The sequence below is a fragment of the Peribacillus cavernae genome, assembly GCF_003989135.1.
In the GTDB taxonomy this organism is placed as follows: Bacteria; Bacillota; Bacilli; order Bacillales; family DSM-1321; genus Peribacillus; species Peribacillus cavernae.
This window is the reverse complement of sequence record NZ_RYZZ01000010.1, coordinates 35,599-51,764: the sequence shown is the minus strand read 5'-3', so window position 1 is coordinate 51,764 and position 16,166 is coordinate 35,599. Positions and strand designations below refer to the sequence as shown.

Below are 16,166 nucleotides of genomic sequence, written 5' to 3'. Positions count from 1 at the left end.
GTTCCCTCCTCTGTTTTCATTTGTCCCACTCAAGGCTTCCTACATTCTTCTCATTCTGCCAGACGTTCCAAAATCAGCACATATTCATCATTAGATGGGTTTTCTGCGGCTAGTTTACTAAATATTTCTCTAGCTGTAGGCCGGTCTCCTTCTTCAATTAAGAAGAATCCGTAATCTTCCAGAAAGTCGTGGTTGTTCTTAAATGAATTATATGCATTATGATAGTCATTTAATGCCACTTCATATTGTTCTAATTTTTGATGGCTCACAGCAGAGAACCAATCAAACTGTGGATCCTCTTCGCCGTATTTCTTAACTTCTTCGATGCATTCAAGAGTATCTTGATAACGTTCCTCCTGCATCAACAACTTTAATAATGTCAAGGCGGCTTCTAAATAGCCCGGGTCAATTGCAAGTGCCTCCCTAAACATTCGCTCCGCTTCACGGGGCTCTCCTTTTTTCAGGGCTATCTTCCCGCCATAAAAATACAGATCTTTGTTAAATTCATCAACCCTGATTCCCTCTTGTACGGTTCCAAGCGAGCGGTCTATATCTTCAAGGTGTTCATAAGCCCTTGCCAGATATAAATATAAGGAGTTATATTCCGGGTCAAGCCCTTTCAATTCCGTAAATTTTTCAACAGCGGTCTCGTATAAGCCGGCTTGATAGGCAGTAAGGCCGTATTCAAATAGCGTGTTGATTTCAAGCCTTGCATCCAAGGCCTTTTCAAAGTAAGGGAGCGCTTCCTCAAAGCGGCCTAAGCCGCCCAAAGCCTCAGCCACTCGTTGATTCAAATTGGCTCCGCCGATTTCAGTTTCAGTGGCAAGCACCTTCATATAGCTTGCAAGTGCATCCTGGTCTCTTCCCTGCTGATAATACAGCTCTCCCAGAGCAAAATCGATCAAACGCTCTTCAGGAAGCAGTTTACTTGCTTTCAACAGCTTTTGCTCGCTTACTTCATCCATGCCCTGCATTTGATATAAATCGGCTTCTAGGAGGAGCGCACTTGGATAGATTTCATCCTCAGGGCTGATTCGAGCAAGCAAGACAAGCGCTTCATCTTCCTGATCGCCGTCAATCAAAATTTCAGCAAGCGACAGCATCAGTTCGCCTTCCTCGGGAAACAGTCTCAATAACTGCTCATACAAATCTTTTGCTTCTTCGATAAATCCAAGCTGCAGCATTTCGTCCGCAAGCAGGAGCATGTCTTCGGCAGACTCGGAAGCTTTTATTCGTGCAATCTGGATCCCCGCTTCTTCAAATTCCCCTTTTTTCAATAGTTGTAACGTCTTTTCTACTATATTCATTGGCCTTTTCCTTCCGCTATCGTTTATCGTTTGATTTCTAGAAAAGCGCAAGCGCCTTGTAAAAAGGAACGTCGACTAAGATCCGCCACGTCCTGTGGCACATCGACATCAGCGCATCCCTGCGCAAGTCCGATAAGCATAAGACGAGCAGCTGTATGGGGAGCGGTTTTCTCCCCATCAGATGATTGGCTTATGACCTCGAGGGGCTAGGCTGCTTGCGCTAGACATCTTTAGGCAGTGACAACTTTACCATAATCAAACGCAGAAATTCCATTAGGATAGCTTATGAATGCAATCCTTCGCGAATAAGTTATAGCTTATTTCTCCATTGACATGCAATTCTCCTCTTTGGTGACAAAGATCATTTTTTAATTCCGACAGTTTACAAACTAAACAATATCTAAAAAGGATAAAAAAAAGACCAGGAAGCGTCCCCGGTCAAGAATGAATCAACTCTGAAAGGTGTTCGAAAAATTGCGGATAGGATACTTCTATTGCTGAAGCGTCCAGTAAATTCATCTCGCTGCGGGCAATCAGCCCCGCCACCGCAAGCATCATGCCGATGCGATGGTCTCCATGGCTTGAAACCGTGCCGCCATGTAAGGTAACTCCTCCATTAATGATCAAGCCGTCATCCGTCGGTGTTATATCAGCGCCTAGTGACGAAAGCTCTTTCGCAACCGTATCAATGCGGTTTGTTTCTTTCACTTTCAGTTCTGCCGCATCTTTTATCACTGTTTCTCCTTCTGCCTGAGTGGCAAGCAGGGCGATAATCGGCAGTTCATCTATCAAGCGGGGGATAAGTTCCCCAGAGATCTCGATTCCTTTTAAGCTTGATGAGCGAACAATGATATTCCCAACCGGTTCTCCATCACTCTTGACCGGTTCGACTTCAATATTGGCACCCATCTGTTTAAGACAATCGATGATCCCCGTTCGCGTAGGATTCAACCCGACATTGACGAGCTTCACTTCACTATCTTTCGTAATCGCGGCGGCAACCATGAAAAAAGCAGCCGAAGAAATATCTCCCGGCACATCAATATGGGCCGCTTTAAAGGATTGATTTCCTTTTACCTTTATCGTATTCCCGTCTCTTTCAACGCGGCCGCCGAATTGGACGATCATTCTCTCCGTATGGTCTCTTGTTCTGGTTGGCTCAATGACAGCAGTTTCTCCTTCTGCCTGAAGGCCGGCAAGCAAAATCGCTGACTTTATCTGGGCACTCGCCACGGGGAGCTCATAGGTTATTCCCTGCAATTTTCCGCCGCGGATGGTAAGCGGGGCGAATTCCCCATTATTTTTACCCTCCACAATGGCGCCCATTTGCCTTAACGGCTTTACCACCCTTGTCATTGGACGTTTGGCAATGGAACTATCACCGGCAAGGGTTGCCTCGAACGGCCTGCCAGCAAGAATGCCAAGCATTAACCGTATCGTCGTTCCAGAATTTCCGACATCCAGCAGTTGCTCCGGTTGAACGAGCCCATTCATGCCGCCTCCGAAAACGCGGGTCAATGGACCATCTTCTTCGATTGCGACCCCAAGCTTCCTAAAGCAAGCAATCGTACTCAGGCAATCGGCGCCGGCAAGAAAATTGCTGATTATCGTTTCACCCTCGGCAAGAGCCCCGAACATAATCGACCTGTGAGAAATTGATTTGTCTCCAGGTATCGAAACCGTTCCTCTGAGCGACGTGATATTGGTCTGCAATGTAACATTTTTCATATAATCATTCCTTTGGATATGAATATAAAAACGTCTAAGCAATGAACGTCCCATAATTTGTGCGATGCTTGATGCACTTTTCAGCTTTACTTCTATCGTAGTCCGTTTGAAAACTGACGACGAGTACGCCGTATATTTCTTCTTCCCTTGTCTCGAGGATTCTGATATTCGTGATGCTGATGCCTTCCTGGGCGAAATAACCGGTGATTTCGGAAATTATACCCGGATAATCAGGCACATCAATATATAAATCGTAGAAAGCAGGAATCGCTCCTTTAGCATGTACCGGCAGTTCATCACGAAATTCTTTGGCACTTTTAAAAAAACCAAGAATGGATTCAGCGTCATCCTGTATTAATACCGATTTTACGCGTTCCATTTCTTTGAGCCAATCATCCATCAGATCCAAAAGCACCGTTTTGTTCTGTATGGAGATATCGCGCCACATGACCGGACTGCTGGAGGCTATTCTGGTTATGTCCCGAAAACCGCCAGCTGCAAGGCGGGAGACGAGGCTATTTTCTATGTTGTAATTTTTAGCCTGTTGGACGAGGCCGGCAGCTATAATGTGCGGAAAATGGCTGATGACGCCCGTCAGCCTATCATGTTCTTCCGGGGTAACAACCAGGAAATTGGCCTGGGTTCCCTCAAGCCATGACTTAAGCTGCTCGATTTTTTCTATATCGGTTTCTTCATTTGGCGTCAATAAATAAAAAGCATTTTCAAACAGACGGGCTTTCGCTGCACCTGGACCGCTTTTATGGGATCCTGCCATTGGATGTCCGCCAATGAAACAGATTCCCTTGTTGGTGAGGCATTTAGCCGTATCAGAAATTCCCTGTTTGGTGCTTCCGACGTCCGTAATAATAACACCCTGCTTTAGATCCATGGATGACAGGGTGCGCATGATCCGCTCCGTCTCAATGACCGGAACTGAAATGATTATTAGATCAGCTTTTGAAGCTGCCTCTTCCAGGACGTCGCAATCTTCATCAATGATTCCGAGCATTTTAGCTAACTGAACATTTTTTTGATTGACATCATAGCCAATAATCCTCACATCTCGATGATGCTGTTTAATTGCAAGCGCAACGGATCCGCCAATTAAGCCGAGACCGATGATAAATACGTTTCCCCTCATGAACTCACCCCCACCTACAGGGAATATTACATTTTGCGTACTATTATGATTTTTTTGAAGCAAGGTATTCCTTCATGATTTCAATAATTCCCTTATTTTGTTCAGCAGAGCCTACCGTTACCCTGACAGAAGTTGGGAAGCCAAGTGCCTGTCCTGAACGGACAATAAAACCTCTTTCAAGCAGAAATTGAAACACCTCGTCACCATCTGCCTGAAAATCAATCAAAATGAAATTTCCTTGTGATGGATAATAAGAAAGTCCTTCTTCTTCACAAAAACGGTAATATTGTTGAAGTCCTTTCCGATTTTCCAGCTTGCATTCTGCAATAAATTCCTGGTCACTGATTGCCGTCATCGCAGCAAGCTGCGCCAATGTATTCGTATTAAATGGTGCGCGGGCCGGTTCAAGCTTCTGGATGATTTCTTCGTTTGCCACACCGTATCCAACACGTAAGCTTGCGAGGCCGTATATCTTGGAAAAAGTCCTTAACACAATAATATTTTTATACGTTTCGATAAGTTTGGTGCTATCAGGATAATCTGCTGCGTCAACATATTCAAAATAGGCTTCATCAATCACGACAAGCACATCTTTAGGGACTTCTTTTAAAAAGCTTATCAATTCTGCTTCTGTAATATAAACGCCTGTCGGATTGTTAGGCGTGCACAGCCAGACGACGGCGGTATTTTCATCGATTTCTTCAAGCATCCGCGGTAAATTATGCGCTCCGCCCACAAGTTCCACTTCCCTGATTTCAGCGCCTTCAATGACGGCGTTGTGGCGGTATTGTGAAAAGCTCGGGGTTGCCATTACGGTATTCCAGTTGGAAGTGAGAAGGCTGCGGGAGATAACCTGGATAATCTCGTCAGTGCCATTTCCAAAAATGAGTTCTGTTTCCTTCACTCCTAAATAACTAGAGACAGCCTGCCTCAGCATCGTTGCGTATCCATCTGGATAGATGGCATACGATTCATTGAAACTGCTTATCACCTCTTTAACAGTTTCGGAACAGCCAGAAGGATTTTCATTTGAAGCAAGTTTCGTGATGCTTTCAAGACCGTATTGTTTTTGCACTTCCTGAATCGATTTTCCGGGCTGGTAAGGCTTTAACGAAAGTACGGCGTCTTTCCATTTCATTAACATTCACCTCAGTTAGGTAGATTCAACGCTTTAAAGCGGCAGAGTATATAGCTAGTATAGCACATTTCCATGTTTTAGCGATAGATTTATCTTTAGTTTTCAGATTTTTCAACAGCTGCTTATGAATGATTTTGTAGATCAGGACGCAAAGCAATCGCTTTTTCCAGATAAGCGTGTTGGATATCCTGCTGTGCTGTGTCTGTATTGAGATGAAGCATAATGCGAATACAGAATTTCAGCGAACTTGGTACAGGAATTTCCTTCATGCACATGACAGGCACATACATCCATCCTTCAAATTTACGAAGAGCCTTAGCTGGGAAGGCGGAACTAAGGTCGTCCGTAACAGAAATAAAAACAGAAGCAACTTTATCCGGGTCTATCTCATTTTCAGCAATCATCACAGACAACAGTTTTTCTGTTGCATCAATTATAGCGCGTTCATCATTTTTTTCGACAGTCGTTGCACCCCTGATTCCTCTAATCATATTGCTCCCCCTTCGATTTTACGACGTTCACTTCCCGCTGTACATAAGCGAAAGGCTATCCAGAATCTCACTGTCAGGAATATCTTCCATTTGAGGATGGCCAACCTTTTGAAGCAGTACAAATGTGATTATATTGCTGACATTCTTTTTATCTCGTTTCATAAAAGACAGCAACTCTGATTTCTTATCGTCCCGATCAATCGTTGTTTCATAGCCCAATGTATGTATCCAGCTTATAAAGCGTTGCATATCAAAATCGAGGCCAAGCCTTCTTTGGCTTAAATGCAAGGCGAAGATCGTCCCGGTCATGACCGCTTCGCCGTGAGAGATGCTGCCATAGCCCAGTAATCCTTCAATTGCATGGCCGAGCGTGTGGCCAAGGTTTAAATAAGCCCTTACCCCTGTTTCTTTTTCATCTTCGGCAACAATCGCTGCTTTGATTTCGATTCCTCTTTTAATCATATGCATGAGTTTTTCTTCGGTCAGATCATTCAGATTACCTATCGAGGACAGCAGCCAATTGTAAAAATCGCTATCCTGGATAAGGGCTTCCTTAACTACCTCCGCAAACCCGGAACGCCATTCCTTTGGAGGCAATGTCCTTAAGAAGTCTAGATCAAAAAATACTGCTTCCGGCTGATAGAAAACGCCAATCATATTCTTTCCTTGCGGATGGTTGATCGCGACCTTCCCGCCAACTGCACTGTCGTGGGCAAGCAGCGTTGTCGGGATTTGGAGAAAGGGGATCCCTCTCATGAAAGTAGCCGCAACAAAGCCCGCCACATCCCCGACCGCACCGCCGCCTAGCGCAATAATCACCGATTTCCTGTTTAAATTCTCCGAGAGCGCAAAGCTTTGGCACTGATAAAACACGTCAAAGCTTTTCGCATGCTCTCCTTCTGGGACTATGTATTCACAGATCGGGATATTGGTCTGAGACAGGCTTTCCTTTACGGTATGCAAATGAAGGCCAGCGACTTTTTCATCTGTAATAATCATGATCTTCCCGGTCAGGCGATAGTGGCCGATGATAAAATCAGTCAGTGATCTGACGGTATTCCGGCCGATAAAAACGGGATACGATTTGGATGGTGTTTTAATTTCGATGGTTTCCATAGCCGATTAAAACTCCTTTGCCTCTTTCTTATGGATCTCTATCGCCTCAGCCAGTTTATCAAAACGGTCAGACGGGAATTGATCGACAAGAGCACGGGCAAGCTCCCAGGCTACCACCGCTTCAGCGACCACTGCGGCGGCAGGTACTGCACAGCTGTCGGAACGCTCGATGCTTGCGGTAAACGTTTCTTTCGTATCAATGTCCACACTTTGCAGCGGTTTGTACAATGTCGGGATCGGCTTCATGACGCCGCGGACAATAATCGGCATTCCGGTAGTCATGCCGCCTTCCAAACCGCCAAGGCGATTCGTTTTCCGGTAGTAGCCTTCTTCCTGATTCCAAAGGATTTCATCATGAACCTCACTGCCGGGAAGATGGGCCGCTTCAAAGCCGATTCCAATTTCAACGCCTTTGAAAGCATTGATGCTGACAATGGCAGCCGCAAGCTTCGCATCCAGCTTCCGGTCATAGTGAACATAACTCCCGACCCCTACAGGCATTCCCTCGACAATTACTTCAACGATTCCACCAATCGAATCACCGTTCTTCTTAGCCTCGTCGATTGCGTCCATCATTTTTTGTTCAATACTAGAATCGAAGCAGCGGACGGGTGAAGCTTCCGTTCGTTCCTGAAGCTCACGAATGGACGAATACCCTTGCGGATTCGCCTTAATTCCACCGATTTCAATAACATGTGAAGCCACTTCAATTCCAAGAAGCGACAATAGTTTTTTGGCAACGGCTCCGGCGGCGACTCGTACCGTGGTTTCCCTCGCCGAAGAACGCTCGAGGACATTTCGCAAATCACGGTGGCCATATTTAATTCCGCCGTTTAAGTCGGCATGTCCCGGCCTTGGCCTGGTAATTTTCCGTTTAACCTCTTCCGTTTCTGTTTCGTCTAGGGGCTCACTGCCCATTATTTTCGTCCAATGCGTCCAATCCTTGTTTTCAACCACAAGAGCAACCGGTGAACCAAGTGTAGAACCGTGCCTGATTCCTGATGCGATAAACGCCTGGTCCTTTTCAATTTGCATTCTTCTGCCGCGGCCATGTCCCTTCTGGCGGCGTGCCAGTTCTTCGTTGATATCTTCCTGTGTGATTGGCATGCCAGCAGGCAAACCCTCAATGATTGTGGTTAACTGTGGACCGTGGGATTCCCCAGCCGTTAAATATCTCATTTCCGCTTCCCCCTTTTATCTCTTTCAAGGATTTATGTATCAATATACCATAGTTTTAAGAAAAGTGGGAACAGTATACGGTGAAATGTTATCGGTGTTTTTTATAAAAAAAAGTATCCTCCGTCTCGAACTGATAGCGGGCAGGATTAAATATTTGTTCCGTACTGCCAACAAAAAAAATTCCCCCGCTTTTAAGGGAAGCGCTGAATTTATGGTAAAGGATGTTTTTCGCTTCCTCAGTAAAATAGATCAGCACATTGCGGCAGACAATTAAATCTAATTGCGAGTCAAACCGGTCAGCCAGCAGATTATGTTTTTTAAAAATTACTGCCCTCTTGATTTCATCAGCAATTTGATAGAAGTCTCCATTTTTTGAAAAATACCGAGCCCTCATAGCTGCGGGAATCTCAGTAAGTGAGCGTTCCGGATAAATGCCCAGTTTGGCACGGGCCAATGCCTTTTCATCAATGTCTGTGGCCAGTACTTCGATTTGTGATAAAGGAACAAATTTGGAAAGCACCATTGCGATTGTATATGGTTCCTCTCCAGTAGAGCAGGCTGCACTCCATATTTTCAATTTCCGCGACGAATTCAACAAGCCAGGAAAAATTTTTTCCTCTAATACTTTCCATCTTTTTTCATTTCGATAGAACTCGGAAACGTTGATTGTCATTCTATCGAGGAATTCGTTTAAGATGTTAGGGTCTTCTTCAATTGCTTTATAATAGACACGAAATGATTTATATCCCTTTTTTTCATATAACGAAATAAGCCTGCGTTTCATCTGGGCTTCCTTGTAAAGTGATAAATCGATTCCTGTGAGCTTTTTGATATGTATGATGAATGCTTCATACTCTTGCGGCATAGATACGTCCCCCTGCTTTTTTTACTTCCGCCCACTAATATATCGGAAGAAGTTTGCAGGAAGTTTGCTTTTAGGACATAATTATCAAATGATCTTTTTTAAAAAAACAAAAAGCTTCGCCGGATGGCAAAGCTAGATTGATTAATATACCCATTCACCGATTGACTTAGCGTATTCCGCCAATTCTTCTTCTTTGAAAAATAAGCTGATTTCACGCTCTGCACTCTCCAGTGAATCAGATCCATGAATGATATTTTTGCCGACAGTAACAGCGAAGTCGCCACGGATTGTAGCTGCAGCTGCGTCTTTGGGATTTGTTGCACCCATCATCTGGCGTGCGACAGCGATTACATTTTCGCCCTCCCAGACCATCGCAAAAACGGGGCCGGAGGTGATGAAATCGACTAGTTCTCCGAAAAAAGGACGCTCTTTATGTTCACCATAGTGCTGCTCGGCAAGTTCTGTTGAAATCGCCATCAATTTTGCTCCAGCTAAACGGAAGCCTTTTTTCTCGAAACGAGAAACAATTTCACCGATGAGGCTGCGCTGTACACCATCGGGTTTAACCATTAGAAACGTTTTTTCCATGAATGTCCACTCCTGCTATGTATGAATGATATTTGCCTAAATCTTAGACAATCCTCAAAAATAGTATCATTGTTTTGAAAATTACGCAACCTTTCGGATATCAATAATTAAAATTTTCGTTTACCGATGAATTTCGCTATTTCGGAAAATGTGTTTTTTGCACGGTTGGGGGGCAGTGTCTCCAATATTGCAAATGCTTTTTTCAAATAAGCGTCTCCCATTTCAGACGCCTTTTCAATCGCTCCTGAAGCGTTGATTGTATCGATTATATCAGTTAATTCATCTTTCGAGATATTTTCATGGACGCTTCCAACCAAGGCCATGATCCTTGGGTCTTCCATGGCGATCAACACGGGAAGCGTGATATTTCCCTGCCTGAGATCGCCTCCAGCGGGTTTTCCGAGCTCCTTTTCCGTTCCTGTAAAGTCGAGGATATCATCGGTGATTTGATAGGTCATCCCGACATAATAGCCGAACCGGAACAGTTGTTTATGGACATGCTCCTCCACGCCTGCGGCAATGGCGCCTAACTGGCAGCTTGAGGCGATGAGCAGGGCCGTTTTCCGCCTAATCCTTTTTAAATAGGTTCTTAAATTCTGGCCGAAATCATATTTATCCTTGATCTGCTCAATTTCGCCTTTGCATACTTCGATGATTGCATGGGCAAGAAGCTGATGGGCAAGAGGATTCTTGATTTCAGACATCACCTCAAGAGACCTGGCAAAAATGTAGTCGCCTGTATACATGGCGACACGGTTATCCCACTTTGATTTAATTGTCGGTGCTCCGCGGCGCAAATCTGAATCATCAATAACGTCATCATGGACAAGCGACGCCATATGGATCAGTTCAAGTGCAATCGCAGCGTTTTTCACCACATGGATATCATATTGGCCAAATTTTGCTGCCAGCAATACAAAAACTGGGCGAATCCGTTTCCCTCCGGATTGCAGCAGATGCAAAGATGCTTGTCTAAGGACAGGCGATTCGGCGTGTATGGTAGCTTCTAATTCTTTTTCAATGATTTGCAGATCTGTATTCAAAAAGGAATACAATATGTTAAGTTTCATAAACTCCACCCAGCTTTTGTAAATGCTTTTCATCCAGCGCAAGCAGCCTAGCCCCGACGCACAGAACGTGCTAGTGCCGACATTGCCACAGGACGTGGCGGTTGTTAGTCGACGTTCCTTTGAACAAGGCGCTTCCGCTTTCGGTATTTATTTCAATTTATAGCCAAAATGTGTAGCGGCTGCCCCGCCGCTGTGGGCTTTGTAGCTGACATTCCGGAAACCGGCTTCCTTAAACATGCCTGCCAGCTCCTTCATCCCCGGAAAATCCCGTGCCGACTCCTGGAGCCATGAGTATTCCTGAAAGCTTTTGGCGAACAGCTTGCCAAACAATGGCATTACAAAACGAAAGTACATATAATACAGCTGTTTAAACCCTATCATCGTCGGCTGTGAGGTTTCGAGACAAACCGCCATTCCTCCCGGTTTCAAGACCCTGTTTAATTCCTTTAATACCTGCAGGTAATCAGGAACATTGCGAAGTCCGAATCCAATTGTCACATAATCAAAAGTATTATCTTCAAACGGAAGCTCCATGGCATTTCCGTGAATCAATGTTACGTAATCATCCAGTTTCAACTCTTCGATTTTCTCTTCACCGATTTTAAGCATATTTTTGCTGAAATCAAGGCCGGTGACTTTGCCAGTTGGGCCGGTTTTTTCCGCGAGAGCAATGGTCCAGTCAGCTGTTCCGCAGCAAACATCAAGAGCAGCCGCCCCCTTAGGGACATCCATTCGATCCGTCGTATATTTACGCCATTTGATGTGCTGCTTGAAACTTATGACAGAGTTCATTTTGTCATAATTATCATATATTTTTTCAAAAACATGATGAACTCTTTGTTCTTTTGACTGCTGCATAGTTCACCCTTCTTCCACAATTGAATTTGCTGTAATGGATGTATATTCCAAAATGGCGCCGATCCTTTTTTTTAGGGTCACGTTCTGGGGAGAAAGCTTTTCCAGTGTCTGTCTGGAGGAATCCTGAGCATAAGCGATGCACTGATCCATTTTGTTCAGCACGAGAGCTATTTGCTCATTCGATAAAGAGCCTGCCCTCTCTTTTTTTGGGAAAGAAATTTTTCTTACTATCTCGAAAATGATGGATTGTCCAGTTTCCAAATAGCTTTTCTTCTCGTTATGAAGGCGGTTCAAGAGAAGGATGTTCGCGGAGAGTTCCTTCCAGCCTGGTCTATTAAAGTTATCAGCCACTTTCCTGATCAATGACGATTCGATTGCCTTCACGCTTTCGATAAGACAGGAAATTTCATCCAGTGACTTTTGGTATAATAAAATTTTATGTTCATTTATGTCTTTTATCGCGCTAGCTAGAACGCGAATTAACGGAATGTTTTCGACTTCTGACAGTAACTGATAGTATAGGCCGCTGTAGTAATCCCCGGCTAACACTGTTAATTGCCGGTTTTTCAGGCTGCCCCCCTCTTCATCCTGCAGGGAGGTGTTAGTTACATTTTCATGGGCGTCAAGGGCCATCTGCACCAGCATGGTAGATAAGATATATTTTTTTCTTTCCTCATCTGTTATCTCCAATTCGTTAAACAAGCCCATAAGCAAAAGCAGCTTATCTTCATCAATACTCGGCTTCTCTAAATATTTGAGTAAATAAGGATGATAAGCTTTTCTTTCTATTAATTCTTTCAATTCTGTCAAAAGAGTATTTTTGTTTAACAATTGAGATCACCCTTACATCGCCGTAAGATAATTTTATTTACCCCGCATCATGCGAGGTTTCCGGATTAAAGCACAAATCATTATAACATAAAAATAATCCAATAGTGCTTGTAACAAATTTTTTTACGATAAAGTCTTGGGTTCGGTTCCTGAAAAATAAAACCGGCATAGCAGGCTTTAACGGCCAGTTTATGCCGGCAATGGTAGTATCGGTTAATGAAATCAGCTTGATCGACCAGGCTCTATTTATCGGCCAGCCCTTTTCTAGTTTCACTCTCTATCTCTCCATATGGAGTATAGATTTTGGCATTTCCTCTGATTTTTATCGCTGACGTATGCTCTGTGAACTGGGCAATCATCACTTCGCCCGAATCAAGCTTTTCAGAATGGTGGAATTTTGTATCAGTGCCCCGGGTCAGTCCAATCACATTGACGCCATCTTCCACTGCCTTTATCACAACAAAATCCTTTAGCTGTTTTTCCTCGATAATGTCCGCCTCCGTATCAAACGTTTCAAAGCCTTCACTTATTCTTTGATGAAAGCAAGCACTTCGGCTCTCGAGCGTGCATCCTCTGCAAATACACCTCTGACAGCGGAAGTCACTGTTTTTGCTCCCGGTTTCTTAACCCCGCGCATTGTCATACACATATGCTCTGCTTCAACAACGATCATGACACCATGGGGCTCCAGCTTCTCCATAATCGAGTCAGCCACGGTCGAGGTGATCCTTTCCTGCAGCTGCGGCCTTTTTGAGACGGCTTCAACGGCCCTGGCCAGTTTGCTTAAGCCGGTTACCCTTCCATTTCTCGGTATGTAAGCAACATGAGCTTTCCCGTAAAAAGGAACAAGATGATGTTCACAGACGGAATAAAAGGGGATGTCTTTTACTAAGACAAGTTCTTCATGATCTTCCCCAAAAACCGTTTCAAAGTATTCCTTTGGATCCTGCGCCAGTCCTGCAAAAATTTCTTCGTACATTCTGGCGACACGTTTAGGTGTATCCAATAGACCTTCACGTTCCGGGTCTTCGCCGACCGCTTCCAGAATCATTTTTACCGCTTCTTCTATTTTGGCATGATTCACGTTTGCCATCATACTTCCTCCTAAATTAGAAAAGCGCAAGCGCCTTTAATAATGAACGTCGACTAAGAACCGCCACGTCCTGTTGCGAACGTCGACGTCAGCGCATCCATGCGCAAGTCCGACAAGCATAAGACAGATCCCGAAAGAAGGCGCTTTTTGCCTTCTGTAGGGAGCCGGGCCTTATGACCTCGAGGCCGACTAAGTACGCCACGTCCTTATGTCTTCGTCGGCACTAGCACGTCCTGTGCGTCGGGGCTAGGCTGCTTGCGCTAGACACCAGTATAAATTGAAAAAGTTATACTTTCTTTTCTTTGAACAAAGACATTTTAAAAAACATATAACTCCATATTAGCACATTTCGAAAAAAAGAAGCAAAAAGGGGGCCACGTCACATTGCGTGGTCCCCTTACACCCTAAAGTACCGTATGTACTTACTTAACAGCGTCTTTAAGTGCCTTACCAGGTTTGAAAGCTGGTACCTTACTTGCTGCGATTTCGATTTCGTCGCCAGTTTGCGGGTTACGGCCTTTGCGAGCCGCGCGCTCACGTACTTCGAAATTCCCAAAACCGATTAGTTGTACTTTATCTCCGTTTTTCAAAGCGTCTAGGATTGTATCAAAAACAGCATCAACAGCTTTCGTCGCATCTTTCTTGGAAAGCTCTCCTGCTTCAGCAACTGCGTTAGTCAATTCTGTCTTGTTCATGCCATTCACCTCCTCCCAAAAGGAATTTTCGCAAGCATAAGAAAGTATAAACTTTCCTGTCTGCATAACTACGCCTCTGTCTTCGCCTTTAAAGGCTCGCCAATCGGCGAGTTTTCTAATAAAAAATCAATATTACAAACACTGTATAATAGTGATTTGTTATTAATTGAACCAGTTCCTTTGATTCCCTGCTAATAATAAGGGAAACTTTCTCAAAACTAGCGAGAAAAAGATTCTCAGTTGCCTAAGAATGGCGTTACAACGCGTTTTCTGTATGTAGATTATCACATATGGCAATCCGATAGCAAGTATATTAAAAAAATTATGGGAATCTTTTCTTAAAAATTGCATATATTATTTGTTTGTGCTATCAAAATCGGCTCTCTGCCTGATTTTTTTGATCTTAAACAAGCATAGAACCAGCCCGCAACCGGGCTGGTTCTTCGTCTTTGTTCCTCTATAAAATAATTGCAATCAAACCGCCTGATCCTTCGTTAATGATACGTTCTAACGTTTCCTTTAGTTTATAACGCGCGTTTTCAGGCATCAGCGACAGTTTTGCCTGAATTCCCTCTCTGACAATCGAACTCAAGGATCTGCCGAAAATGTCCGAATTCCAGATGGATAGTGGGTTGTCTTCAAAGTCCTGCATTAAGTAACGGACCAGTTCCTCACTTTGCTTTTCCGTGCCGATAATCGGGGCAAACTCCGACTCTACATCGACTTTGATCATATGGATCGACGGTGCAACAGCTTTTAAACGGACGCCGAACCGGGAACCCTGGCGGATGATTTCCGGCTCATCCAGGCTCATATCAGCTAATGATGGTGCAGCAACCCCGTATCCTGTCTGTTTTACCATTTTTAACGCATCGGAGTATTGGTCATATTCCTCCTTGGCATGGGCAAAGTCCTGCATGAGGGAAAGCAGGTGATCCTTTCCGCGGATTTCAACCCCGACGATTTCTTTTAGAATATCATCATAGAGTTCATCAGGCGCATAGAGGTCAATCTCGGCAACACCCTGGCCCATCTCAATTCCGGCTAGGCTGGCACGATCAATAAATTCAAAGTCGTTAAAATGTCCGACAACTCTGTCGACATCCCTTAAACGTTTGATATCCTTGACGGTTTCCTTAACGGCTTCCTGATAGCTTTCACGAAGCCAATGGTTTTCCTTTAAGACCAATACCCAACTTGGAAGATTCACATTCACCTCTAAAACAGGGAATTCATATAATGCTTCACGCAAAACATTCAATACATCGGATTCGCGCATTCCTTCAACACTCATTGCCAAAACAGGAATGTCGTATTTGGCCTGAAGGCTCTCTTTTAAGGCCGTCGTTTCAGGGTGATGCGGCTGTGCGGAGTTCACAATCATGATGAATGGTTTGCCAACTTCCTTTAGTTCCTCGATTACGCGCGCCTCTGCTTCAACGTAGTCGCTGCGCGGAATCTCTCCAATCGTGCCGTCAGTCGTTATTACGACCCCAAGCGTGGAATGGTCTTGAATGACTTTTCTTGTGCCGATTTCAGCCGCTTCATGAAAGGGAATCGGCTCTTCATACCATGGCGTTTGAATCATGCGCGGGCCATTTTCATCTTCGTACCCTTTTGCTCCCGGTACGGTATAACCGACGCAGTCCACGAGCCTGATGTTTACATCAAGTCCCTCGGAAACATGTACCGTAGCTGCCTGGTTCGGAACAAACTTCGGCTCGGTCGTCATGATCGTTTTACCGGCAGCGCTTTGTGGCAGTTCATCCTTTGCCCGGGCACGGTCTGACTCTGTCCCGATATTCGGAATGACCACCAGTTCCATAAATTTCTTTATGAATGTAGATTTACCGGTCCGCACAGCTCCGACAACCCCTAAGTATATGTCTCCCCCGGTGCGTTCAGCAATATCTTTAAAAATATCTACCTTTTCCAAGGTATCCCCTCCCGATATTAGAGTCCTGGGATAGCATCATCCGTTTTATTTAAAATTCTAGGACAGTATATGTTTATGACGTTGTCCTAAAAATTTATTCCAGAATTTTTTGTTGAACTCTGCATCCCAT

17 protein-coding genes are annotated in these 16,166 nt (G+C 44.4%); all 17 read right to left on the bottom strand.

Annotated elements, in window-relative coordinates; translation table 11 throughout:
* Nucleotides 1-50: 50 nt before the first annotated feature.
* Entirely contained in the window at nucleotides 51-1,307 is a 1,257-nt protein-coding gene (locus ELQ35_RS10125; RefSeq protein ID WP_126864727.1) for a tetratricopeptide repeat protein, read from the bottom strand.
* 438 nt (nucleotides 1,308-1,745) lie between these two features.
* Nucleotides 1,746-3,035 carry a 3-phosphoshikimate 1-carboxyvinyltransferase gene (aroA, locus tag ELQ35_RS10120; protein WP_126864726.1) on the bottom strand — a complete coding sequence of 430 codons (1,290 nt, stop codon included), beginning with the start codon at nucleotides 3,033-3,035 and terminating at the stop codon, nucleotides 1,746-1,748.
* Between the two features lie 34 nt (nucleotides 3,036-3,069).
* Nucleotides 3,070-4,176 carry a prephenate dehydrogenase gene (locus tag ELQ35_RS10115; protein ID WP_126864725.1) on the bottom strand — a complete coding sequence of 369 codons (1,107 nt, stop codon included), beginning with the start codon at nucleotides 4,174-4,176 and terminating at the stop codon, nucleotides 3,070-3,072.
* Nucleotides 4,177-4,219: 43 nt separating this feature from the next.
* The gene (hisC, locus tag ELQ35_RS10110; RefSeq protein WP_126864724.1) at nucleotides 4,220-5,314 is read right to left on the bottom strand and encodes a histidinol-phosphate transaminase; all 1,095 of its coding nucleotides are present in this window, start codon (nucleotides 5,312-5,314) and stop codon (nucleotides 4,220-4,222) included.
* 122 nt (nucleotides 5,315-5,436) lie between these two features.
* Nucleotides 5,437-5,805 carry a chorismate mutase gene (aroH, locus tag ELQ35_RS10105; protein ID WP_126864723.1) on the bottom strand — a complete coding sequence of 123 codons (369 nt, stop codon included), beginning with the start codon at nucleotides 5,803-5,805 and terminating at the stop codon, nucleotides 5,437-5,439.
* A 27-nt stretch (nucleotides 5,806-5,832) separates the two neighbouring features.
* Entirely contained in the window at nucleotides 5,833-6,921 is a 1,089-nt protein-coding gene (aroB, locus tag ELQ35_RS10100; protein ID WP_126864722.1) for a 3-dehydroquinate synthase, read from the bottom strand.
* Between the two features lie 6 nt (nucleotides 6,922-6,927).
* Complete coding sequence (aroC, locus tag ELQ35_RS10095; protein WP_126864721.1) at nucleotides 6,928-8,100, bottom strand: chorismate synthase; 1,173 nt, start codon at nucleotides 8,098-8,100, stop codon at nucleotides 6,928-6,930.
* Between the two features lie 88 nt (nucleotides 8,101-8,188).
* Nucleotides 8,189-8,965, bottom strand: a complete 777-nt coding sequence (locus tag ELQ35_RS10090; RefSeq protein ID WP_126864720.1) for a CheR family methyltransferase — start codon at nucleotides 8,963-8,965, stop codon at nucleotides 8,189-8,191.
* 141 nt (nucleotides 8,966-9,106) lie between these two features.
* Complete coding sequence (ndk, locus tag ELQ35_RS10085; protein WP_126864719.1) at nucleotides 9,107-9,553, bottom strand: nucleoside-diphosphate kinase; 447 nt, start codon at nucleotides 9,551-9,553, stop codon at nucleotides 9,107-9,109.
* Between the two features lie 107 nt (nucleotides 9,554-9,660).
* Entirely contained in the window at nucleotides 9,661-10,623 is a 963-nt protein-coding gene (gene hepT, locus ELQ35_RS10080; protein WP_126864718.1) for a heptaprenyl diphosphate synthase component II, read from the bottom strand.
* Nucleotides 10,624-10,770: 147 nt separating this feature from the next.
* Nucleotides 10,771-11,481: a demethylmenaquinone methyltransferase gene (locus ELQ35_RS10075; RefSeq protein ID WP_126864717.1), complete on the bottom strand. Its 711-nt coding sequence runs from the start codon at nucleotides 11,479-11,481 to the stop codon at nucleotides 10,771-10,773.
* Nucleotides 11,482-11,484: 3 nt separating this feature from the next.
* Complete coding sequence (locus ELQ35_RS10070; RefSeq protein WP_126864716.1) at nucleotides 11,485-12,312, bottom strand: heptaprenyl diphosphate synthase component 1; 828 nt, start codon at nucleotides 12,310-12,312, stop codon at nucleotides 11,485-11,487.
* A 37-nt stretch (nucleotides 12,313-12,349) separates the two neighbouring features.
* Nucleotides 12,350-12,586 carry a hypothetical protein gene (locus tag ELQ35_RS10065; protein ID WP_126864715.1) on the bottom strand — a complete coding sequence of 79 codons (237 nt, stop codon included), beginning with the start codon at nucleotides 12,584-12,586 and terminating at the stop codon, nucleotides 12,350-12,352.
* Nucleotides 12,555-12,800, bottom strand: a complete 246-nt coding sequence (mtrB, locus tag ELQ35_RS10060) for a trp RNA-binding attenuation protein MtrB (RefSeq protein ID WP_126864714.1) — start codon at nucleotides 12,798-12,800, stop codon at nucleotides 12,555-12,557. Before mtrB ends, ELQ35_RS10065 begins: the two co-directional genes overlap by 32 nt.
* Before the next feature lie 38 nt (nucleotides 12,801-12,838).
* On the bottom strand, nucleotides 12,839-13,405 hold the full coding sequence (folE, locus tag ELQ35_RS10055; RefSeq protein WP_126864713.1) for a GTP cyclohydrolase I FolE: 567 nt from the start codon (nucleotides 13,403-13,405) through the stop codon (nucleotides 12,839-12,841).
* A gap of 422 nt (nucleotides 13,406-13,827) precedes the next feature.
* A complete protein-coding gene (locus ELQ35_RS10050; protein ID WP_126864712.1) occupies nucleotides 13,828-14,100 on the bottom strand; it encodes an HU family DNA-binding protein in 273 nt (90 codons plus the stop codon).
* A 457-nt stretch (nucleotides 14,101-14,557) separates the two neighbouring features.
* Nucleotides 14,558-16,036, bottom strand: a complete 1,479-nt coding sequence (spoIVA, locus tag ELQ35_RS10045) for a stage IV sporulation protein A (RefSeq protein WP_126864711.1) — start codon at nucleotides 16,034-16,036, stop codon at nucleotides 14,558-14,560.
* Nucleotides 16,037-16,166: the final 130 nt, after the last annotated feature.